This window comes from Serratia sp. CY47444 (assembly GCF_052168635.1).
Taxonomy (GTDB): domain Bacteria; phylum Pseudomonadota; class Gammaproteobacteria; order Enterobacterales; family Enterobacteriaceae; genus Serratia; species Serratia bockelmannii.
This window is the reverse complement of the sequence record NZ_JBJNMH010000004.1, coordinates 188,119-209,043: the sequence shown is the minus strand read 5'-3', so window position 1 is coordinate 209,043 and position 20,925 is coordinate 188,119. Positions and strand designations below refer to the sequence as shown.

The 20,925-nt window shown below is 61.8% G+C and carries 19 protein-coding genes; 11 read left to right on the top strand and 8 right to left on the bottom strand.

Translation table 11 applies throughout. From position 1 onward, the window contains the following. Window positions 1–4 precede the first annotated feature (4 nt). From malG to malE, 3 genes are read right to left on the bottom strand one after another with little or no spacing between them, the layout of a single operon-like run. Complete coding sequence (gene malG / locus ACJ8IL_RS09190) at window positions 5–895, bottom strand: maltose ABC transporter permease MalG (protein ID WP_025304466.1); 891 nt, start codon at window positions 893–895, stop codon at window positions 5–7. 11 nt (window positions 896–906) lie between these two features. Next, the gene (malF, locus tag ACJ8IL_RS09185) at window positions 907–2,484 is read right to left on the bottom strand and encodes a maltose ABC transporter permease MalF (protein WP_099816665.1); all 1,578 of its coding nucleotides are present in this window, start codon (window positions 2,482–2,484) and stop codon (window positions 907–909) included. Between the two features lie 57 nt (window positions 2,485–2,541). After that, entirely contained in the window at window positions 2,542–3,735 is a 1,194-nt protein-coding gene (gene malE / locus ACJ8IL_RS09180) for a maltose/maltodextrin ABC transporter substrate-binding protein MalE (RefSeq protein ID WP_025304464.1), read from the bottom strand. A 358-nt stretch (window positions 3,736–4,093) separates the two neighbouring features. On the opposite strand from malE, the gene ACJ8IL_RS09175 reads away from it, so the two are divergent. The 4 genes from ACJ8IL_RS09175 to malM all read left to right on the top strand — a co-directional run bounded on the left by ACJ8IL_RS09175 (window position 4,094) and on the right by malM (window position 8,495). Continuing rightward, on the top strand, window positions 4,094–5,065 hold the full coding sequence (locus tag ACJ8IL_RS09175; protein ID WP_060434752.1) for an alpha-amylase family glycosyl hydrolase: 972 nt from the start codon (window positions 4,094–4,096) through the stop codon (window positions 5,063–5,065). After that, the gene (gene malK, locus ACJ8IL_RS09170) at window positions 5,058–6,167 is read left to right on the top strand and encodes a maltose/maltodextrin ABC transporter ATP-binding protein MalK (protein WP_025304462.1); all 1,110 of its coding nucleotides are present in this window, start codon (window positions 5,058–5,060) and stop codon (window positions 6,165–6,167) included. The genes ACJ8IL_RS09175 and malK overlap by 8 nt, the downstream gene beginning before the upstream one ends. A gap of 32 nt (window positions 6,168–6,199) precedes the next feature. After that, the gene (locus tag ACJ8IL_RS09165) at window positions 6,200–7,489 is read left to right on the top strand and encodes a maltoporin (RefSeq protein WP_025304461.1); all 1,290 of its coding nucleotides are present in this window, start codon (window positions 6,200–6,202) and stop codon (window positions 7,487–7,489) included. Between the two features lie 100 nt (window positions 7,490–7,589). Further along, window positions 7,590–8,495 carry a maltose operon protein MalM gene (gene malM / locus ACJ8IL_RS09160; RefSeq protein ID WP_197811466.1) on the top strand — a complete coding sequence of 302 codons (906 nt, stop codon included), beginning with the start codon at window positions 7,590–7,592 and terminating at the stop codon, window positions 8,493–8,495. A gap of 55 nt (window positions 8,496–8,550) precedes the next feature. On the opposite strand, the gene ACJ8IL_RS09155 is transcribed toward malM, so the two are convergent. From ACJ8IL_RS09155 to ACJ8IL_RS09145, 3 genes are read right to left on the bottom strand one after another with little or no spacing between them, the layout of a single operon-like run. Further along, complete coding sequence (locus tag ACJ8IL_RS09155; protein ID WP_342117245.1) at window positions 8,551–9,534, bottom strand: nucleoside hydrolase; 984 nt, start codon at window positions 9,532–9,534, stop codon at window positions 8,551–8,553. A 21-nt stretch (window positions 9,535–9,555) separates the two neighbouring features. Continuing rightward, window positions 9,556–10,557: a LacI family DNA-binding transcriptional regulator gene (locus ACJ8IL_RS09150; protein ID WP_060425151.1), complete on the bottom strand. Its 1,002-nt coding sequence runs from the start codon at window positions 10,555–10,557 to the stop codon at window positions 9,556–9,558. Between the two features lie 24 nt (window positions 10,558–10,581). Continuing rightward, window positions 10,582–11,964 carry an MFS transporter gene (locus tag ACJ8IL_RS09145; RefSeq protein ID WP_060425154.1) on the bottom strand — a complete coding sequence of 461 codons (1,383 nt, stop codon included), beginning with the start codon at window positions 11,962–11,964 and terminating at the stop codon, window positions 10,582–10,584. Between the two features lie 392 nt (window positions 11,965–12,356). Here ACJ8IL_RS09145 and ubiC point away from each other — a divergent pair, with 392 nt between their 5' ends. Both ubiC and ubiA read left to right on the top strand, forming a co-directional pair. Next, window positions 12,357–12,872 (top strand): chorismate lyase, encoded by a 516-nt coding sequence (gene ubiC / locus ACJ8IL_RS09140; RefSeq protein ID WP_261127488.1) that lies wholly within the window; start codon window positions 12,357–12,359, stop codon window positions 12,870–12,872. A gap of 18 nt (window positions 12,873–12,890) precedes the next feature. Next, on the top strand, window positions 12,891–13,763 hold the full coding sequence (gene ubiA, locus ACJ8IL_RS09135; RefSeq protein ID WP_261127489.1) for a 4-hydroxybenzoate octaprenyltransferase: 873 nt from the start codon (window positions 12,891–12,893) through the stop codon (window positions 13,761–13,763). A gap of 66 nt (window positions 13,764–13,829) precedes the next feature. On the opposite strand, the gene plsB is transcribed toward ubiA, so the two are convergent. After that, the gene (gene plsB, locus ACJ8IL_RS09130; RefSeq protein WP_197791239.1) at window positions 13,830–16,295 is read right to left on the bottom strand and encodes a glycerol-3-phosphate 1-O-acyltransferase PlsB; all 2,466 of its coding nucleotides are present in this window, start codon (window positions 16,293–16,295) and stop codon (window positions 13,830–13,832) included. A gap of 148 nt (window positions 16,296–16,443) precedes the next feature. On the opposite strand from plsB, the gene ACJ8IL_RS09125 reads away from it, so the two are divergent. From ACJ8IL_RS09125 to ACJ8IL_RS09110, 4 genes are all read left to right on the top strand, one after another. Then, window positions 16,444–16,812, top strand: coding sequence for a diacylglycerol kinase (locus ACJ8IL_RS09125; protein ID WP_015379225.1), 369 nt, complete (start codon window positions 16,444–16,446; stop codon window positions 16,810–16,812). A 102-nt stretch (window positions 16,813–16,914) separates the two neighbouring features. Beyond that, window positions 16,915–17,523, top strand: coding sequence for a transcriptional repressor LexA (gene lexA / locus ACJ8IL_RS09120; RefSeq protein ID WP_025160136.1), 609 nt, complete (start codon window positions 16,915–16,917; stop codon window positions 17,521–17,523). A gap of 103 nt (window positions 17,524–17,626) precedes the next feature. Beyond that, window positions 17,627–18,964, top strand: coding sequence for an MATE family efflux transporter DinF (gene dinF / locus ACJ8IL_RS09115; RefSeq protein WP_025304452.1), 1,338 nt, complete (start codon window positions 17,627–17,629; stop codon window positions 18,962–18,964). A 315-nt stretch (window positions 18,965–19,279) separates the two neighbouring features. After that, a complete protein-coding gene (locus ACJ8IL_RS09110) occupies window positions 19,280–19,489 on the top strand; it encodes a CsbD family protein (RefSeq protein WP_004936743.1) in 210 nt (69 codons plus the stop codon). Window positions 19,490–19,591: 102 nt separating this feature from the next. On the opposite strand, the gene zur is transcribed toward ACJ8IL_RS09110, so the two are convergent. Next, on the bottom strand, window positions 19,592–20,104 hold the full coding sequence (gene zur, locus ACJ8IL_RS09105) for a zinc uptake transcriptional repressor Zur (protein WP_015379223.1): 513 nt from the start codon (window positions 20,102–20,104) through the stop codon (window positions 19,592–19,594). Between the two features lie 244 nt (window positions 20,105–20,348). Between zur and ACJ8IL_RS09100 the strand changes: the two genes are divergently transcribed. Further along, on the top strand, window positions 20,349–20,921 hold the full coding sequence (locus ACJ8IL_RS09100) for a sugar O-acetyltransferase (protein ID WP_025304451.1): 573 nt from the start codon (window positions 20,349–20,351) through the stop codon (window positions 20,919–20,921). Window positions 20,922–20,925: the final 4 nt, after the last annotated feature.

The window sequence follows — 20,925 nt, the reverse complement described above, 5'->3', positions numbered from 1 at the left end:
CAAATTACCCCTTCACGCCGCCGGCCGTCAGGCCGCCCACCAGCCAACGCTGCGCCAGCAGGAACACGGCGGTAATCGGTATCGCTGACAGCACCGCGGCGGCGGCGAAGTCGCCCCACAGATAGTTCTGCGGGTTGAGATATTGCTGCATCCCCACCGCCAGCGTGTAGCTGTTCACATCGCGCAGCAGCAGCGACGCGACCGGCACTTCGGTGATGGCGGCGATAAACGACAGAATGAACACCACCGCCAGAATCGGTACCGACAGCGGCAGCAGCACCAGACGGAATGCCTGCCACGGCGTGGCGCCGTCCAGCGCTGCCGCTTCTTCCAGCGAGTTGTCGATGGTTTCGAAATAGCCCTTGATGGTCCAGACGTGCAGCGCGATGCCGCCCATGTAGGCGAAGATCACGCCGCCGTGGGTGTTCAGGCCGATAAACGGAATGTACTGGCCCAGGCGATCGAACAGGGCGTACAGCGCCACCAGCGACAACACTGCCGGGAACATCTGGAAGATCAGCATGCTTTTCAGCAACGTGCTCTTGCCGCGAAAACGCATGCGGGCGAAGGCGTAGGCACAGGTGGTGGACAGCGTCACGATGCCGATGGCGGTGATCGCCGCGATCTTGATGGAGTTCCACAGCCACAGCAGCACCGGGAACGGCGGCGGCGTCACGCTGCCGTCGGCGTGGGTGACGCTGAAGCCGAGCGCCAGCCGCCAGTGATCCCAGGAGAGGGTTTCCGGTATCAGGCTGCCGGTGGCGAAGTTGCCGGCGCGCAGCGAGATGGCGACCACCATCAGCAGCGGGAACATGATCAGGGCGATAAAGCACAGCATCAAAATATGGGTGATCCACAGGCGCAGGCGCTGGGACTTGGGTTGAACCATGGCCATCGTTATTCTCCCTAATCGAAGTTCATCTTGCTGGCTTTCAAATTCAGGATCGCCAGCGCGCCCACCAACAGGAAGATCAGCGTGGCGATGGCGGCCGCCAGCCCGAAGTCTTGCCCGCCGCCGCCTTCGAAGGCGATGCGGTAGGTGTAGCTGACCAGCAGATCGGTATAGCCGGCCGGCGTGGTGGTGCCGATCATGTCCGGGCCGCCGTTGGTCAGCAGCTGGATCAGCACGAAGTTGTTAAAGTTGAAGGCGAAGCTGGCGATCATCAGCGGCGTCAGCGGCTTGATCAGCAGCGGTAAGGTGATGCGGAAGAAGTTTTGCCACGGGTTGGCGCCGTCCATCGCCGAGGCTTCGTACAGATCGTCCGGGATCGCCTTCAGCAGCCCCATGCACAGGATCATCATGTAGGGGTAGCCGAGCCAGGTGTTGACGATCAGGATCATGCTCTTGGCGGTGAGCGGATCGCTGAACCAGGCCGGTTTGATGCCGAATAGATGGCTGAGCATCATGTTGATCTCGCCGAAGCTTTGGTTGAACAAGCCTTTGAAGATCAGGATCGAGATGAATGACGGCACCGCATAGGGCAGGATCAGCAGCACGCGGTAGATCGCCTTGCCTTTCAGCGCCTCCCACTGCACCACGCAGGCCAGCACCATGCCGACCGCCACGGTGAGGATCACCGTCATCACCGAGAACACGATGGTCCAGATGAAGATCGACACGAACGGTTTCTTGATGCCCTCGTCCTGCAGCACCCGCAGGAAGTTTTTCCAGCCGGTGGTGACGGTATAACCCGGGCTCAGGGTTTCCTGCGCCCAGCCGCCGTCGGCGTTGATCGCCTGATAGAAGCCGATGTCGCCGTTTGGCCGGTAGCGTACCTGGGTCTGGTTGTTGGTCAGCGTGCTGCCGTCTTTGTCCAGCGCATACAGCGGGCGGGTGCCGGAGAACTGGCGCAGGGAGCTCATGCGCAATTCCCCGCCGTCGGGCAGTTGCGCCACCAGCTGGCTCAGCGCCTGCCGGTTCTGGGTAATCACCCGCAGCGTGGCGCGTTCGCCCTGCGGCGCGGCGTTCTGCGCCGTCAGTTTCAGGGTTTGCGGCGCGGCGGCGTCGAGGCGGAAAGGCTCGGAGATCAGCGGCTGTTCACTGTCCGGTGGCGTCAGCTGCAGGCGCCACTGCTGGTTTTCCGCCGGGTAGAGGCCAAAGGTAAAGGTTTGGCCGCTCTGGAACTGGCGCTGCATCAGCACCGATTGCGCGCGTTCAAAAGTCAGCTGGTTGGTGCTGCTGTAGTTGGTGAAAGCGATGGCGATGGTGCAAATCAGCGGGAACAGGACGAACAGCCCCATGCCGGCGACGCCGGGATACACATAGCGCCAGGCGTAGGCGCGGCGGTTGGCGAAGACGTAAAGCCCGGCGCTGACCAGGATCAGCGTCAGGATGGCGAACAGGTATTCACCCTGTGCATACATCAACACAATCAGGTAGCAGGTCACCAGGCTGAACAGGCCGACCACCAGCCATTTCAGCGCGTCGCTTTGCCACCACTTCGATTTTTTACGCGCGGGCGTCCCGGCGTGAGCGAATTGCATAGGGCGTTCCTTTCTGTGAAGCAACGGCGGGGCACCGTGGCACCCCGCACGACGTCGTTACTTGGTGATACGGGTCTGCACGTCGTCCAGCGCGGCTTTCACCGTCTGACGGCCGCTGACGGCGTTGATCACCGCGCTGCGTTCGGCGTACCAGAAGGCGCTCATCTGCGGGATGTTCGGCATGATTTCCCCGTTTTGCGAGTTCTGCATGGTGGCCGCTATCTTCGGATCTTTGGCCAGCGCTTCCTGATAGGACTTCAGCGCCACCGCGCCCAGCGGTTTGTCTTTGTTGACGTCCGCCAGCCCTTCGTTGGTCAGCAGGTAGTTCTCGAGGAACTCGGTCGCCAGCTCTTTATTCGGGCTGGCGGCGTTGATGCCGGCGGTCAGCACGCCGACGAACGGCTTGGACGGCTTGCCTTTGAAGGTCGGCAGCAGCGTCACGCCGTAGTTGATTTTGCTCTGCTCGATGTTGTTCCAGGCCCACGGCCCGTTGATGGTCATCGCGGTCTGGCCTTTGTTGAACGCGGCTTCGGCGATCGAGTAGTCGGTATCGGCATTGATGTGTTTGTTTTTCACCAGATCGACGATGAACTGCAGACCGGCCTGCGAACCGGCATTGGCGACGCCGACATCCTTGATGTTGTATTTGCCGTTTTCATACTTGAAGGCATAACCGCCGTCGGCGGCGATGATAGGCCAGGTGAAGTAGGGTTCCTGCAGGTTCCACATGATGGCGCTCTTGCCGTTGGCGCGCAGCTGTTTGTCCAGCGCCGGGATTTCTTCCCAGGTCTTCGGCGGCTGTTTGACCAGGTCTTTGTTATAAATCAGCGACAGCGCCTCGACGGCGATCGGGTAGCCGATCAGCTTGCCGTCATAGCGCACGGCGTCCCAGGTGAACGGGAACAGCTTGTCCTGGAAGGCTTTGGACGGGTGGATTTCGGCCAGCAGGCCGGACTGCGCATAGCCGCCGAAGCGGTCGTGGGCCCAGAAGATGATGTCAGGGCCGTCGCCGGTGGCGGCCACTTGCGGGTATTTTTCTTCCAGCTTGTCCGGGTGCTCGACGGTGACCTTGATGCCGGTGTCTTTTTCGAATTTCTTGCCGACTTCGGCCAGGCCGTTATAGCCCTTGTCACCGTTGATCCAGATAACCAGTTTGCCTTCCTCGATCTTGGCGAAGGCGGAAGAAGAGAGCACCAGGGTGGCCAGTGCCGAGAGCGCCAGCGTGCGGGCGAGGGTAATGCTGCGAGTCATAATCCAGTCCTTCTTTTTGTGGGCACATAAATCAAGGAGAGACGTTTCGCGGTAATAGTGGGTCACAACGCGACATATTCTCATCCTCCCCCCCTCTACGCCCCTGAGATGAGGAGTGTGATCCAGTTAACGTTGCGCTCTATTCTGTGGCGTCAGGCACAAAATAGGGGGGCAATTTTTGCCAGCCGGATCACAGATTTGCCTTAAGCGCGGAACTTCTCATCGCTGCGGTCGTTCTCTCATCCTCCCGCCTCCTCCCCCATGAAAAATCTTGTTACGGATGATTACCCTTTCCGGCGACTCCCGCACTATCGGCCCATTGATTTTCAACGCTACGCGCAGCAGGGATACCGGATTTATGTCGTCAACGCCTATCGCTACTCAGCCCACCCTGTACCGGATCCATCCGGCCAGTTTCCGTGACGGAAACGGGGACGGCGTGGGCGACGCGCACGGCATGCTGGCGGCGCTGCCGTATCTGAAAGCGCTGTCGATCGACGGCCTGTTGCTGCCGCAGACGCTGGCGCCGGGGGCCGAGGCGACGGTGACGGGCGAAGGGCTGACGCTGTGGTACGGCGATGAAGCCAACCGCGTTCGCAATGCCGTCGCGCCGCGGCGGTTCGCCCACGGTGCGCTGGCGCTGGACGTGATGCCGTTCAGCGCGGAGAAGCTGGTGGCGGTGCTGCACGCCCGTCGTACCACATTGGCGGACAGCCTGTGGAGCACCGGGGACGCCGATCAGCCCCGGGTGGTCAGCCGCTGGGGGCAGGGCGACCTGCGTTCCGCCGCCGCCTTTCTGACGCTGCTGGCGATGCTACCGGCGCCAATCTGCCTGTATCAGGGCGAGGAGCTGGGGCTGCCGCATGCCGCCGGCCTGCAAGATCCGCGCGGCGCGCAAACGCCGATGCCGTGGCACGAAGCCCCCGAACAGGTCACCGCCGGCGAAATCAGCTGGTATCAACAGGTGGCGATCGAACACCGCGCATTGGCCATCAGCCGCCAACAGCACGACAGCCACTCCACCTTACGTTACTGCCAGGCGCTGTTGGCCCTGCGTCGTTCGCCGCTCATCCAGCATGGCGAACTGAACGAAGTCAGCCAGCGCGATGGCGTGGTGCGCTTACTTATTACCCATCAGGATCAATGCCTTGAAGCGCTGATAAACCTGCAGCCTTATACTCAGGCGGCCGCGCCGTCTGAGGCGACCTTGCCGTTGGCATGGCAGCACGGCGCGCAGCAAGAGGGTCATCAATGGGTTTTGGCGGGCTTTGCCTCCGCCATTTTCACACGACATGTTAACTGCGAAAGCAGGGGAGTAACGCATGGCTAGCGTGACACTGCGCAGCGTTTATAAGGCCTTCGGTGAGGCCGTGATTTCCAAAGACGTCAATCTGACCATCGAAGACGGCGAGTTTGTGGTGTTTGTCGGGCCTTCGGGCTGCGGTAAATCGACGCTGCTGCGCATGATCGCCGGGCTGGAGGACATCACCTCCGGCGAGCTGCTGATCGGCGAGAAACGTATGAATGAGGTGCCGCCTTCCGAGCGCGGCATCGGCATGGTGTTCCAATCCTATGCGCTGTATCCGCACCTGTCGGTGGCGGACAACATGTCGTTCGGCCTGAAGCTGGCCGGCGCCAAGAAAGCGGAAATCAATCAACGGGTGAACCAGGTCTCCGAGGTGCTGCAACTGGCGCACCTGCTCGACCGGCGGCCGAAGGCGCTGTCCGGCGGGCAGCGTCAGCGCGTGGCGATCGGCCGCACGCTGGTGGCCGAGCCGGACGTATTCCTGCTTGACGAACCGCTGTCCAACCTCGACGCCGCGCTGCGGGTGCAGATGCGCATCGAGATCTCCCGTCTGCACAAGCGCCTGCAGCGCACCATGATTTACGTCACCCACGATCAGGTCGAAGCGATGACGCTGGCCGACAAGATCGTGGTGCTCGATGCCGGTCGCGTGGCGCAGGTCGGCAAGCCGCTGGAACTGTATCACTACCCGGCCAACCGCTTCGTCGCCGGGTTTATCGGCTCGCCGAAGATGAACTTCCTGCCGGTCAAGGTGACCGCGGCGGAGCCGCAACAGGTGCAGGTCGAACTGCCCAACCGCCAGCTGGTCTGGCTGCCGGTGGAAGGCGCGGGCGTTCAACCCGGCGCCAACCTGTCACTGGGCATTCGCCCTGAACATCTGCTGCCCGGCGAAGCCTCAGAAGTGCGGCTTACCGGCGACGTACAGGTGGTGGAGCAGCTCGGCAACGAGACGCAAATCCACATCCAAATCCCGGCCATCCGTCAAAACCTGGTGTACCGCCAGAATGACGTGGTGCTGGTAGAAGAAGGTGCCACATTCGCCATCGGCCTGCCGCCTCACCGCTGCCACCTGTTCCGTGAAGACGGTACGGCATGTAAACGGCTGCACCAGGAGCCGGGCGTTTAAAGCATCAAAGTCGGTATAACAGGAGAATAATGATGACTACTCTGCGCAAACTTCCTCTGGCACTGGCTGTCGCCGCCGGTGTTCTCTCTACTCAGGCGCTGGCCGTGGATTTCCACGGTTATGCCCGTTCCGGCATCGGCTGGACCGGCAGCGGCGGTGAGCAACAGTGCTTCAAGGCCACCGGCGCCGCGAGTAAATACCGTCTCGGCAACGAATGCGAAACCTACGCCGAACTGAAACTGGGGCAGGAAGTGTGGAAAGAAGGCGACAAGAGCTTCTATTTCGACACTAACCTGGCCTATTCGGTCTCGCAGCGTTCCGACTGGGAAGATGTGACCCCGGGCTTCCGCGAAGTCAACGTGCAGGGTAAAAACCTGATCGAGTGGCTGCCGGGCTCCACGCTGTGGGCCGGTAAGCGCTTCTATCAGCGTCATGACGTTCACATGATCGACTTCTACTACTGGGATATCTCCGGCCCGGGCGCCGGTCTGGAAAACATCGATCTGGGCTTCGGCAAGCTGTCCGCTGCCGTGACCCGCAACTCGGAGTCCGGCGGCTCTTACGGCTACCTGGATAACGAATGGAAACAGCGTCCAACCGTCAACGACACCTTCGACGTGCGCTTGGCCGGGCTGGAGCTGAACCCGGGCGGCACCCTGGAGCTGGGCGTGGACTACGGCCGCGCCAATGCGCAGGATAACTACCGCCTGGCCGACGGCGCCAGCAAAGACGGCTGGATGTTCACCGCCGAACACACGCAGAGTATCCTGAACGGTTACAACAAGTTCGTGCTGCAGTACGCCACCGACTCGATGACCTCGCAGAACAACGGCCGCAACGAAGGCGCCACCATTGATAACAACGGCAAGATGATCCGCGTGTTGGATCACGGCGCCATCGACTTCAACGATCAGTGGGCACTGATGTACGTCGCCATGTTCCAGGACATCGACCGCGACAACAACAACGGCACCACCTGGTACACCGTGGGCGTGCGCCCGATGTACAAATGGACGCCGATCATGAGCACCTTGCTGGAGGCGGGCTATGACAACGTCAAATCCCAGCGCACCGGCGATCGCAACGGCCAGTATAAAGTGACCCTGGCGCAGCAATGGCAGGCGGGCAACAGCATCTGGTCGCGTCCGGCCATCCGCCTGTTCGCCACCTACGCCAAGTGGGATGAGAAGTGGGGCTACGCCACCGGCGATGACACCGGGTATAACGCCGGCACCGCTTACAACGACACCAGCATGCATACCTTCAGCCGCGGCAAGGATGACGAAGTCACCTTCGGCGCCCAGATGGAAATTTGGTGGTAACGACGACAGGACGGGGAGGGCCGCCGGCTCTCCCCCAACCGCATTCGCCGCGGCCGGATCTCTTGCCTGATCCGCCGCGGCGCTGAAAGAGGATATAACGATGAAAAAGAATCTGCTGTCACTCTGCCTGTCGCTGGCGCTGACCGTCGGCGCGCCTCTGGCGGCCAACGCCGAGACGCCGGCTAACGTTTCCGTCGCGCCGGCCATCAGCGCCGCCACGCTGCAAAGCCTGCCGTGGCAGCCGCTGCAGCCGCCGGTGTCGCAAGAAGTGAAGCTCGACGCCGTCAGCCCGCAGCTCAATCAGGGCGAGATCCAGGGGGCGATCGCCGCCTATACGCTGCCGGCCGATCGCGGCTCGCTGGAAGTGACGCTGAGCAGCCTCGCTAAAAACAATTCGCTGTACGCGCCGAGCGTGCTGGTGCTGGACGAGCATCTGCGCCCGGCGGCGTATTACCCGAGCAGCTATTTCCCTTACCAGCCGCCGGGAGCAATGTCCTCCGATCGCCTCGAAGGCACGTTGAAACTGACGCCGGCGCTTGGTCAAAAACAGATTTACCTGCTGGTGTACACCACTCGGCAGGACTTGGCGAAAACCACGCAGTTGACCAATCCGGCCAAGGCCTATGCGCAGGGCGTGGGCAACGCGGTGCCGGATATCCCGGATCCAATCGCCGGCCACGCGACGACCGGCACCCTGAAGCTCAAGGTGACCGCGGAACAGGGCACCGGCAACGTGATGATCGGCATGCTGCAGCCTGCGCCGACCGTGGCGCCGGTGGTGGTGGGCTCGACCGCACCGGCTGCTATGGCGGCACCGGCACCGATGCCGGAGAAACCGACGGAGCCGATGCTCAACGATACCGAAAGCTACTTCAATAATGGCATCAAGCAGGCGGTGAAGGCGGGCGATATCGACAAGGCGCTGAAACTGATGAATGAGGCCGAGAAACTGGGCTCGACCACCGCGCGTAAAACGTTTATCAGCAGCGTTAAAGGCAAGGGGTAACACCCGGCGCTGCCGATGCTGGCTCGATGATTGGTGCGCCTTGGCGCACCTTTTTTCATCCGCGCGCCAGCGTTGCGCCGATCAACGCCAGTAGACGGGTGTTGTCCACCTGCTGCATGATGCGCACCGGCTTGCCCTGCGGCGCCTGCATGCCGACCGTCAGGCGCAGGCTGTCCGGCCGCCAGCGGCGTGAGCTGCCGCGCGTCAACGCCCCTTCCAGCGCCACATCCACATGGAACATTTCGGTCGTGACCAGCTGCGGTTCCAACAGCCAGGCGATCACCAGCGCATCATGGATCCAGCAGCCCGGCAGGCGCCGCGTATGGCGCGAATAGTCAATCCACGGCTGCGTGGTGGCGCGCAAATAGCGGCACAGCGGGGTATCCGGCTGGGTCAACGTGGCCAGATCCGCCTGGGTCAGCATGGTCTGGGTGGTGACGTCCAGCGGTGCCAGCGTGATAGTGGCGCCGCTGTTCAACACCAGCCGCGCCGCTTCCGGATCCAAACCGAAATTGGTGTCCTTGATGTACCCATCGACGTTGAATACGCCACCCATGATCACGATCTCTTTCACCGCCTGCGCCATCTGCGGGTAAAGCTGCATGGCGTGCGCAACGTTGGTCAGCGGGCCGATCGCCGCCAGCGTGATCTCGCCGGGATGGCGGCAGATCAGCTCGCCGATGGCGATGGCGGCGTCCGGTGCGGGCGCGTTGGCGAGTGAGGGCGCGGGCAAGTCGCGCCACAGCGCTGCCAGCTTGGGATCGGCGATCGGGCGGTCCAGATGCGCGCGCCACGGCTCCGGCGGCTCACTCAGGGCGCGCGCCGCGCCGAGGGCGACCGGCACCTGGTAGCCGCTTTGCGCCAGCAGATCGGTGGCGACGGCGAAGCCCACTTCGCGCGGGGTGTTGCCGGCCACGATGCTGATCAGCTCCAGCTGCAGCTGCGGTTTGGCCGCCAGCGCCAGGGCCAGCGCCAGCCCGTCGTCGACGTTGGCGCCGGGGACGCCATTGCCGGGATCGCAATCAATGATTAAACGCATATAAGGTGTCCTGAAAAACCGCTAACAGCCGCAGGAGCGGCGGATGCGCAGTTGAAAAGCGAATTCATGCAGCTCGGCGGGCGCGGCACCGGCGGCCAGCATGGCGATGGCCCGCTTGGCCATGGCGTCGATCGGCTGCTCGACCGCGCTGAGCGGCGGCACGCTGAATTCGGATTGCTGCGTGCCGTTAAAACAGATCAGCGCCAGATCGTCCGGCGCGCGCAGCCCATGCTCCGCCAACGCCGACAGGCAGCCGAGCGCCTGTTGCTCGTTAGAGGTGAAAACGGCGCGCGGGCGTGGGCCTTGCACCAGGCGCTGGGTGGCCTGGTAACCGCCTTGGCGGGTGTAGGGCACCTCGAAAATCCACTCGTCGCGTGGCGCGATGCCCGCCTCCAGCAGCGCATCGCGCCAGCCGTTCAGGCGATCCTGCGCGTTGAGCATGGTCAGCGGGCCGATAAAAATGCCGATATCGCGGTAGCCGTGTTGCAGCAGATGGCGGGTTGCCTGGCAGGCGGCGTCGCGCTCGTCGACGCGAATGGCGCAGACGCCGGCCTGGCTGTCGATGGTGTCTATCATTACGCAGGGCGTGCCGGAAGCGCGGATCAGATCGAACCACGGATGGCGATCGACGCTGGTGTACAGCAGGCCGTCGACCTGGCGGCGCAGCAGGTTGTTGATAAGTTCATACTCGCGCTGACGATCGTCGCCGGCGTCGCCTAGCAGCAGCACACGGCCGCGGCTGAAGGCTTCCTGCTGCAGTGCCCGCGCCAGGGTGGCGAAGAACGGGTTGGAAATATCCGGCACCACCAGCCCGTAGGTTTGTGTGCTGCCGGAGGCCAGCGCCCGCGCGATGTCGTTCGGCCGGTAGCCGGTCTGCTCGATCGCCGCCAGCACGCGCAGCCGGGTGGCTTCCGCCACCGGGCGCGGGCCGTTGTTGATCACATAGCTGACTACGGCGACGGAGGTGCCCGCTACGCGAGCCACGTCGGCGCGGGTAACGCGTCGCGCGGAGTGATTATCCACATTGAGGTCCTGTTCGCCTTCTCGCTACGCGGCATCCTGCGGCAGGTTGAGATCGCGGCCGCGGGTTTCGGGAGCAAAGAAGGTGGTGATTAAGCCGATGCCCGCCATTACAACAAAATAGCAGGCGACAGGCCACCAGTGACCGAAACCGGACAGCAGTGCGGTGGCGATCAGCGGCGCGGTGCCGCCGGAGAGGATCGAGCCGAGCTCCTTGGCGAACGCCATTTTGGAGTAGCGGTTCTTCACGCCGAACAGTTCGACGCCATAGGCCGCCTGCACGCCGAAGATCCCCAGCGACGCGATGCACATGCCGACCACGATCACCGAGATGACGATCGCCGGCTCACGGCTGTCGAGCAGCCAGAACGCCGGGAAGGCGTACAGCACCAGCAGTAGGCAGAACCACCGGTAGGTGACGCGGCGGCCGAAGCGATCGGACAGCCAGCCGGCCAGCGGGATCACCAGAAAACCGCACAGCGAGGCGATCAGCACCGCCAGCGCCGGCACCGATTTATCGACCATCAGCACCTTGGCGACGTAGCCGACGATAAAGCCCTGGCACAGGTAGGAAGGGCCGTTTTCGCCGATGCGCAGGCCGAGCATCACCCAGAACGCCTTGGTGCGCTGCAGGTAGCTGCGCGTATCCGGTGCGGCCTGGGCGGCGTCCAGCATGCGCTGGTGGTTTTGCTGCAGCTCGCGCTCGAAGACCGGCGTTTCCCGCACGTGGCGGCGCAGGTACAGCGCCACGCCGGCGATCAGAATGCTGGCGAGGAACGGAATGCGCCAGCCCCAGCTCATCAGGTCTTCCTTGTCGAGCTGCAGCACCAGCAGCCACACCAGCGACGCCAGCAGGGTGCCGCTGTTGGAGCCGATGGCGATGATCGACGCCACCAGCCCGCGCCGCTTGGCCGGCGCGTATTCCGCCAGCATCACCGCGCCGCCGGACAGCTCCGCGCCGGCGCCGAACCCCTGCGCGAAGCGCAGGATCACCAGGCAGGTGGGTGCCCAGACGCCGATTTGCGCATAGGACGGGATCAGGCCGATCAGCGTGGTGGAGAGGCCCATCAGCGCCACGGTGGTGATCAGCACCACGCGGCGGCCTTTGCGATCGCCGATCCAACCGAACACCAGCGCGCCGATCGGCCGCGCGACGAAGCCGACGGAGTAGGTGGCGAAGCTGGCCAGCAGGGCGACCAGCGGCGTGGCCTCGGGGAAGAACACGTCGCCGAACACCATGCCGGCCGCCAGGCCGTACAGCGCGAAATCGACGTATTCCATGGCGGTGCCGAGCCAGCAGGAGAAGGTGGCGCGCCAAAATTGGCTGCGCCCCTCTTTGGTTGCCAGGCGTTCATCGGCCGCCAGCGCGGCGTCGGCGGTCTGTGGAGTGGCAAGCGTTGTTTCGCTCATGGCAGTGCTATCCTCTTTTGTTCTGCGCCTGGAGGGGCGCGGTTAAAGATGGTTTCCCTGGTGCCGGCAACAAAGGTGTGCCGACAAATCATGTCGGACGCATGGCGATTCAACGCTGCGGTGTCAGAGTATCTACGCGCGTAGATAAAACAACGCGACAAAGATGAAACTTTGCAGGCGATCACAGAATCGTCATCGTGCCGGGGAACGAAGATAGAGAACGCGGATGGCAAAAAGATGACAGGAACCCGGTTTTTCCGGCGGAAGCCACCGCCGTTTTCGCCACGAATCAGCCTGCCGCTTTCGTATTTCTGCGCTACAATGGGGGCCTGTTAACAGTTTGTATCGTCTGGCGCGCCGTACCGGCCGCGGTTCAGGCGAGGAGTAAAGCAATGTCTGGCATCAGGGATTCCATCCTGCCGCCGCTGGAGTGGTTGTCCGAACAGGATCCTCCGGCGCCCGCCGCCGTCAGCGACTGGCTGATGGAGTTAGGCTCCATGACCCGCCGATTTGAACGCCATTGCGCCCAGGTGCGCGTTGAACCGCAGCGCGAATGCTTCGTCACGCGCGAGGCGCTGGGCGACGAGGCGAACCACCTGCCCGACAGCACGCGCTACTGGCTGCGCGAAGTGGTGCTGCTGGGCGACGACCAGCCCTGGCTGCTTGGGCGCACGGTGATCCCGGAACATACGCTGACCGGCCCCGACCAGGCGCTGGTGGATCTGGGGACGCTGCCGCTCGGGCGCTATCTGTTCAGCAGCGGCGAGCTGACGCGCGACTATATCCATATCGGCCGGCAGGACGCGCTGTGGGCGCGTCGTTCACGGCTGCGGCTGGCGGGCAAGCCGCTGTTGCTGACCGAACTGTTTTTACCGGCTTCGCCGCTGTATTCAGCGGTCCCCGCATAAAGAGAGGAGAGCAAGACGTTGGAGGGAAGCGTGACTCAAAGTAAATGGCGGGCTTACAGCCATTTGATGCGCATTGATAAACCGATCGGCACGCTGTTGCTGTTGTGGCCGACGCTGTGGGCGCTGTGGCTGGCCGGGAAAGGCGTGCCGCCGCTGTCGATTCTGGTGGTGTTCGTGCTCGGCGTGTTCCTGATGCGCGCCGCCGGCTGCGTGGTGAATGATTACGCCGATCGCGCGGTGGACGGCTATGTGAAACGCACCGCCGGGCGGCCGATGCCGAGCGGCCGGGTGAGCGCCAAAGAGGCCAAAGTGCTGTTCGTGGTGCTGGTGTTGATTTCGTTCTGCCTGGTATTGACGCTGAACGCGATGACCATCTGGCTGTCGCTGGCGGCGCTGGCGCTGGCCTGGGTGTATCCGTTTATGAAGCGGGTGACCAACCTGCCGCAGTTCGTGCTGGGCGCCGCGTTCGGCTGGGGCATTCCGATGGGCTATGCGGCGGTCAGCGAATCGCTGCCGCTCAGCTGCTGGCTGCTGCTGCTGGCGAACATCTGCTGGACGGTGGCCTATGACACGCTGTATGCGATGGTCGATCGCGACGATGATCTGAAAATAGGCATCAAGTCCACCGCTATCCTGTTCGGGCGTTATGACAAGCTGATCGTCGGGCTGTTGCAGTTCGCGACGCTGTTGCTGCTGGTGTGGGTCGGTTATCTGGCGCAGCTCGGCGGCGCGTTTTACTGGTCGCTGTTGCTGGCGGGCGCGCTGTTCATTCACCAGCAGAAGCAGATTGCCGGGCGCGAGCGCGAAGCCTGCTTCAAGGCCTTCCTGCAGAACAATTATGTCGGGCTGGTGATATTTATCGGCATCGCGCTGAGCTATCTGCCGGCGTAACGGTTTCCTGCAGCAAGAAAAAAGGCACCTCTCGGGGTGCCTTTTGTGTTTCTGCGCCGGGCGAAATCACTCGTCTTGCTCTTCTCCCGCATCGGTTTGCGGCAGGATGGTGGTCTCTTCCGGCATGTTGACGCTTTCGATGGTCAGCTTGATTTCCGGCGTGATCAGATCGCTCAGCATGTTGTACACCTCGAGGGTGTGCTCGCGGATCGCATCGCCGCTGTCGTTGATATAGCCTTCTTCGCGCAGCGTCGCCACCAGGGTGGAGAATACCGCCTTGTCGAAGAACTCCGGCGCGTTGATGCCGTGCAGCACCGACAGACGCTGCGCCATGATGCGGCTCTCTTTCTCCAGCGCGCCGCGGTTGATGCTCGGGTTGGCGCTGAGGATCGACATGGTGATGGCGTAGCGTTGCAGGGTTTCGCGCACCCCGGCGGCCAGCAGCTGCAGCGGGCGAATGCGCGCCGGGTTCAGCACCAGCTCGTCGCCTTTGTCGCAGATAAGCTGTTGACGGATCAGCTCGTCGATCATCGGCCGCAGCACGTCCGGCAGCTGCTCCTTGTCGTTATGCAGGAACAGCTCGGCTTTCAGCATCGGGTAAATCATGCCAATCTGGCGCAGCAGTTCGGCGCGCGATACCCGGCGATGATGCATGACGATGCTGGCGATCAGCGACGGCAACACCAGCAGGTGGTGGATGTTGTTGCGGTAATAGGTCATCAGCACCGCCTGCTCGCGCGGCAGGATGATGATGTCGCCGATGTTGTCCTTTTCCACCTCGAACTTGTTCATGTTCAGCGCGTGATCCAGCAGCTCGTCCGGCGTCTGCGATGGTACGGTGACGTCATGGGCGTAAGGCGCGTTGCGCATCAGCTGCAGGTAGCACTCGAGCTGCTCGAGCAATTGTTCGCGGGTCAGCGAACGCTGGCGCGAGGCCAGCAGCGCGGTGGAACACAGGTTCATGGCGTTGGCCGCGGCGGCGTTGTTGATGCGCACCATGATCTGGCCGGCGAGATCGTTGACCGTCGGCGTCAACCAGCTTGGGCGCTGAGCTTCGATCGGATCGATCGACTCGCGCCACTGCGGCACGTGCTGGTTGAGGTAAGCTGTCAACGGCAGCGGTTCGCCGAAGTTGACGTAACCCTGGCCCAGGTTACGCAGCTTGCGCAGGCCGCGCAGCATCTGCAGCAGGCTCTCTTTTTCCTTGGTGGCGCCGCGCAGCTCTTTGGCGTAGGTACCCACTTCCATCACGTGCTCGTAGCCGATGTAGATCGGCACCAGCGTGATCGGACGGGCACCGCCGCGCAGCATCGCCTGAATGGTCATCGACAGGGTGCCGGTCTTCGGCTCCAGCAGACGCCCGGTGCGGGAACGGCCGCCTTCCACGAAGTATTCCACCGAGTAACCGCGAGTGAACAGCTCGCCGAGGTATTCGCGGAACACCGTCGAGTACAGCTTGTTGCCTTTAAAGGTGCGGCGGATGAAGAACGCGCCCAGGCGACGGAAGATCGGGCCGGCCGGCCAGAAGTTGAGGTTGATGCCCGCAGCGATGTGCGGCGGCACCAGGCCCTGGTGATACAGCACGTAGGACAGCAGCAGATAGTCCATGTGGCTGCGGTGGCAGGGCACGTAGACGATCTCGTGGCCGTCCTGCGCCAGCTGGCGCACGCGTTCGGCGTTGGTGACGTTGATGCCTTGATACAGCCGGTTCCAGGTCCAGCTCAGCACGCGGTCGGACAGGCGCACGGTTTCGTAGGAGAAATCGGCGGCGATCTCTTCCATCAGCGCGATGGCGTTCTGTTGGGCCTTCTCGTGCGAGATCTTCTTGCTGCGCGCTTCGTCCTCGACCGCTTTTTCGATCGCTTTGGACGCCAACAGCTTGTTGAACAGGTCCTGACGGGCCGGCAGGCTCGGGCCTACCGCGGCCAGGCGCTGACGCGAGAAGTGCATGCGCGCCACGCGCGCCAGTTTCTGCGCGATGGTTTTATCCGTGCCGTGCTCGGTGGCCATGCGGCGCAGCGAAACGGTGTTGGAGAAACGCACGAAGCTGTCGCGGCCGAGCCACAGTACGGCGAAGAATTTCTGCACGCCGTTCAACAGACGCAGGTGTGGCGTGCCGTGACCTTCGCGGCCCGGCGAACGGCCGAACATGACCGAAACCGGCAGCATCTGAATGTCGAGATCCGGATTGCTGCGATGCAGATCCAGATAGTCGTGGAACAGCTTTACCGACTCTTCTTTCGGGGTGTAGTAGCGGAACACGCGCGGGCCGTCGTGAATGAACACGTAGCTCGGCAGCACGGTGCCGTCGATCTCCAGCGCGTTGAGCGGATCGGGCAGATCCTGCGCCAGGCACTGGGTGCGCAGCGTCAGCAAATCCGCCTTGGAATTGTAAGGTAAAACATACAAAATCGGCCGTGAGGGATCCAACCCTAGCTCGGTAACCGGATCTGAAGGGATGACCTTACTTCTTACCAACAATTTAAGTGGTAAATTCAATATTTTATAATAAATTTTACGCCAACCTGACATAACAACGTGAAGCCTCTTGTTAGCAATGCGCCGCAAGCATACCAGAAACCGGGTAGCAGATCTGTGGTGTTCGAAAACCGAGAGCCGTCAGCGCGGACTGTTCTAGACTCTTTTTATTATGACCGACCTCTGAGAAAGGCACGAAAACATGGCAAACCAAGCAACCGGATTGACCCGCATCATCAAGGCCGCCGGCTATTCTTATAAAGGGCTTTCCGCCGCCTGGCAACACGAGGCGGCGTTCCGCCAGGAACTGGTGGTGACCCTCCTGGCTATCATACTGGCTGTCTGGCTGGACGTGGGTGCGATAGCGCGCATTTTATTGATCGGATCGGTGGCGCTGGTGATGATCGTCGAGATCCTGAACAGCGCGATCGAGGCGGTGGTGGATCGCATCGGCAGCGAACACCATGAGCTGTCCGGGCGGGCCAAGGACATGGGATCGGCGGCGGTGTCGCTGGCGATCGTGCTGGCGCTGTTCGTTTGGGGTACGGTCTTGTGGCAGCATTTTGGCTGACGAAAGTCGCCTACTGACTGATTTTTATTTATTCTTCGGTTCCCAATCCGCGCTTACCTGTATATACTCACAGCAAGACTGTATAAACAAACAGGGGGCGGAATGAAAGCACTAACTACCAGACAGCAAGAGGTCTACGATCTGATTCGCGATCATATTTCGCAAACGGGCATGCCGCCAACGCGTGCCGAGATCGCGATGCGTCTGGGGTTCCGTTCGCCTAACGCCGCCGAAGAGCACCTGAAGGCGCTGGCACGCAAAGGCGTGATCGAAATCGTCTCCGGTGCGTCGCGCGGTATCCGCCTGTTGATGGAAGAAGAAGAAGGGCTGCCGCTGATCGGTCGCGTCGCCGCCGGCGAACCGCTGCTGGCGCAGCAGCACATCGAAGGGCACTACCAGGTGGATCCTTCCCTGTTTAAACCGAGCGCCGATTTCCTGTTGCGGGTGAACGGCATGTCGATGCGCGACATCGGCATTCTGGACGGCGATCTGCTGGCGGTGCACAAAACGCAAGACGTGCGCAACGGCCAGGTCGTGGTCGCGCGCATCGAAGACGAAGTGACGGTCAAGCGCTTGAAAAAGCACGGTAACGTGGTTGAGCTGCTGCCGGAGAACAATGAATTCCAACCGATCGTGGTCGATCTGCGCCAGCAGAATTTCACGATCGAAGGGCTGGCGGTCGGCGTGATCCGCAACGGCGACTGGATTTAATCGCCGCGCCATCACCGCCGCTCCCTGTATCAATCGCCCCTGTTTTGGGGCGTTTTTGTTTCTGACTTCGCCCTTCGTCACTCTGTCACAGGAACATCCCATCATGCGCCTGATTTCCGCCTTCACCAGCGACACCGATAAAGCCCTGTGGCGCCTCGCCCTGCCGATGATTTTCTCCAATATCACCGTGCCGCTGCTCGGGCTGGTGGACACCGCGGTGATCGGCCACCTCGACAGCCCGATCTATTTGGGAGGCGTGGCGATCGGCGCGGTGGCGACCAGCTTCCTGTTCATGCTGCTGCTGTTCCTGCGCATGAGCACCACCGGCCTCGCGGCGCAGGCGCTGGGAGCGAAAAACCCGCAGGCGCTGGCGCGCGCCTTTATGCAACCGCTGCTGCTGGCGCTGTTGGCCGGGGGGGCGATCGTCCTGTTGCGTTACCCGCTGATCGAACTGGCGCTGCGGATCGTCGGCGGCGATGGCGAGGTGCTGGAGCAGGCGCGGCGTTTTCTTGAGATCCGCTGGTTGAGCGCGCCGGCGGCGCTGGCCAACCTGGTGCTGCTGGGCTGGCTGCTCGGCGTGCAGTACGTGCGTGCGCCGGTGATCCTGCTGATCGTCGGCAACCTGCTGAACATCGTGCTGGATATCTGGCTGGTGATGGGCCTGGGCTGGAACGTACGAGGGGCGGCGGCGGCCACCGCCATCGCCGAATATGCCACGCTATTGCTCGGCCTGTGGCTGGCGTGGCGAGTGATGCGTCTGCGCGGTATTACCCTGGCGATGCTGCGTCAGGCCTGGCGTGGCGATCTGCGCCGCCTGCTGGCGCTCAATCGCGACATCATGTTGCGCTCATTGCTGCTGCAGCTGTGTTTTGCGTCGCTGACCATTTTCGGCGCTCGCCTGGGGAGCGATGTGGTGGCGGTTAACGCGGTGTTGATGAACCTGCTGACGTTTACCGCCTATGCGCTCGACGGCTTCGCTTATGCGGTGGAGGCCCATTCCGGCCACGCCTACGGCGCCCGGGACGGCAGCCAACTGCGTAAGGTGTGGCACGCGGCCTGCAGGCAGGCTGGGCTGGTCGCGTTGGCTTTCGGCCTGGCGTATGCCGTTACCGGCCAGCAGATCGTGGCGGCGTTGACCTCCTTGCCGGAGCTGCGCGCGTTGGCCGCCCACTATTTACCGTGGCAGGTTATTCTGCCGCTGGTCGGGGTGTGGTGCTATTTGCTGGACGGCATGTTTATCGGTGCCACGCGCGGCGCCGAGATGCGTAACAGTATGGCGGTGGCCGCGGCAGGATATGGTCTGACGCTGTTCAGCGTGCCGCTGCTAGGCAACCACGGGCTCTGGCTGGCGCTGGCGGTGTTTCTGACGTTGCGTGGCGTGGCGCTGGGTTGGATTTGGCACCGTCATCAGGTGCGCGGCAGCTGGTTTGCTGCACGTTAGACCGGACGCTTTGTTGGGTTAATTATTAATTTATCTTATGTTTTTATTCATGTTTGCTTACATGTTTCCAGCCTGAATATTTCCGGTTTAGTTCGTTGTTTGTTAGCGTTTTTTGTGTTTATTTTTCTTTTTAATGGTTTTTTATTCTGATGTTTGGCTTTTTTATTTCCATGTTTAACTAGAATGAATCATGTGGCTGGTGAATGAAGGGGAGCGGTGCTTCTTAAGGTGAAGGGAGTATCAACCAGAAAAATTTCTGTTTAACCCCGGCCGGCGACAGGGATCACTGATTCACCACAGGTTAACGGAGAGACTATGAATAAAGATCAAGCCGACGGTAACTGGAAGCAGCTGAAAGGCAAAGTGAAGGAAAAATGGGGCAAGCTGACCGATGACGATCTGACGGTCATCGAAGGGAAACGCGAACAGCTAGTCGGTAAAATCCAGGAGCGCTACGGTTACCAGAAAGAGGCGGCCGAGAAAGAGGTGAAAGCCTGGGAAGATCACACCAAACACCGCTGGTAACACGCAGGGCCGCCACTGACGGCGGCCGGCAACAGCGCAGGCCGGCGTCGCTCCATCCTTTGGCGCCCCGGCTGCAGGTACAGGGAAGTACCTGACTTCGTCTTACTTCTTCTTGATGGCGATGCTGTGATCGTGTTCGGCGCAGTCATGCTTGCTGTCACAAGCCTCAACTTCAACGCAACCGGCGCACAGACCGTGCGCTTCCACCACGCTGTGCCGCAGTGCAAATCCGGCTTCCTGCGCCAGCTTCTGCAGCGTTTCCTCCACGCCTTCGGTGGTGCGTTCGGTCACCTGGCCGCAGCGGTCGCAGATAAACAGCGCGGATGTATGCATCGGCTGTTCGAAATGGTGGCACAGCACGTAGCTGTTGGCCGATTCCACTCTATGGATAAACCCTTGCTCCAGCAGAAAATCCAGCGCGCGGTAGACCGTCGGCGGCTTGGCCTGCGGTTCGGCGACGCGCAGCAGATCGAGCAGGTCATATGCGCTGATTGCACCGGGTTGCTGAGTCATCAGACGCAGCACTTCCAGCCGTTGCGGCGTCAATCGCACATTGCGTTGCTGGCAGAGGCGTTCAGCCTGCGCCAGCAGCTTTTCCTGGGTGGTTGAGTTCATCGCAAATATCCCGGTACGTAAAAAAGCCGATTTTACCATGATTACGGCGAATCGCCGAGAGTTGCCCCCTTTTCCCCTGAGGATAGCGCAGGGAAAGGCGCGTCGATCGCGCGAAAAGAGAGTTGCATCACAACTTTCCCCTCCGTCGGGCGGCAAATCAACGTTGCCGGTTTTAGCGCTGGAGAGCGGGGGACGAGAGCGGTATAACGCCTTTCACCCGCGTGATGAGCAGGAGCCCTGTGTGATGACGGAAAGAGAGAAGCTGTTAAGCGGCCTGGAGTACAACAGCCGCGATGAAGAACTGATCGCCCTGTACCATCGGGCGAGGGCGTTGACCAAAAGCTTGGGGGCGCTGGACTCGCATCAGGCGGACGAGAAAAACCGCCTGCTCGGCGAGCTGTTTGGCGCCTGGGGGAAGGCGAGTTGGATTGAAACGCCATTCTGGTGCGACTACGGGCAGCATGTCCGCATCGGTAAAAACTGTTTTATCAACGTCAATGCGGTGTTCCTCGATTGTAATACCATCACCATCGGCGACAACACGCTGATCGGCCCCAACGTGCAAATCTATACGCCGAGCCACCCGCTGAAGGCCGCAGAGCGCTTCACCGGCGATCCGGATTTCCCTTTCCGCACCTCGGCGCAGCCGGTGTCCATTGGCAACAACGTCTGGATCGGCGGCAACGTAGTGATCCTGCCGGGAGTGACCATCGGCGACGGCACGACCATCGGCGCGGGCAGCATCGTCACCGGCGACATCCCGGCCAACGTGCTGGCGCTGGGGCAGCCATGCCGGGTTATCCGCTCGTTGGAATAGGGCG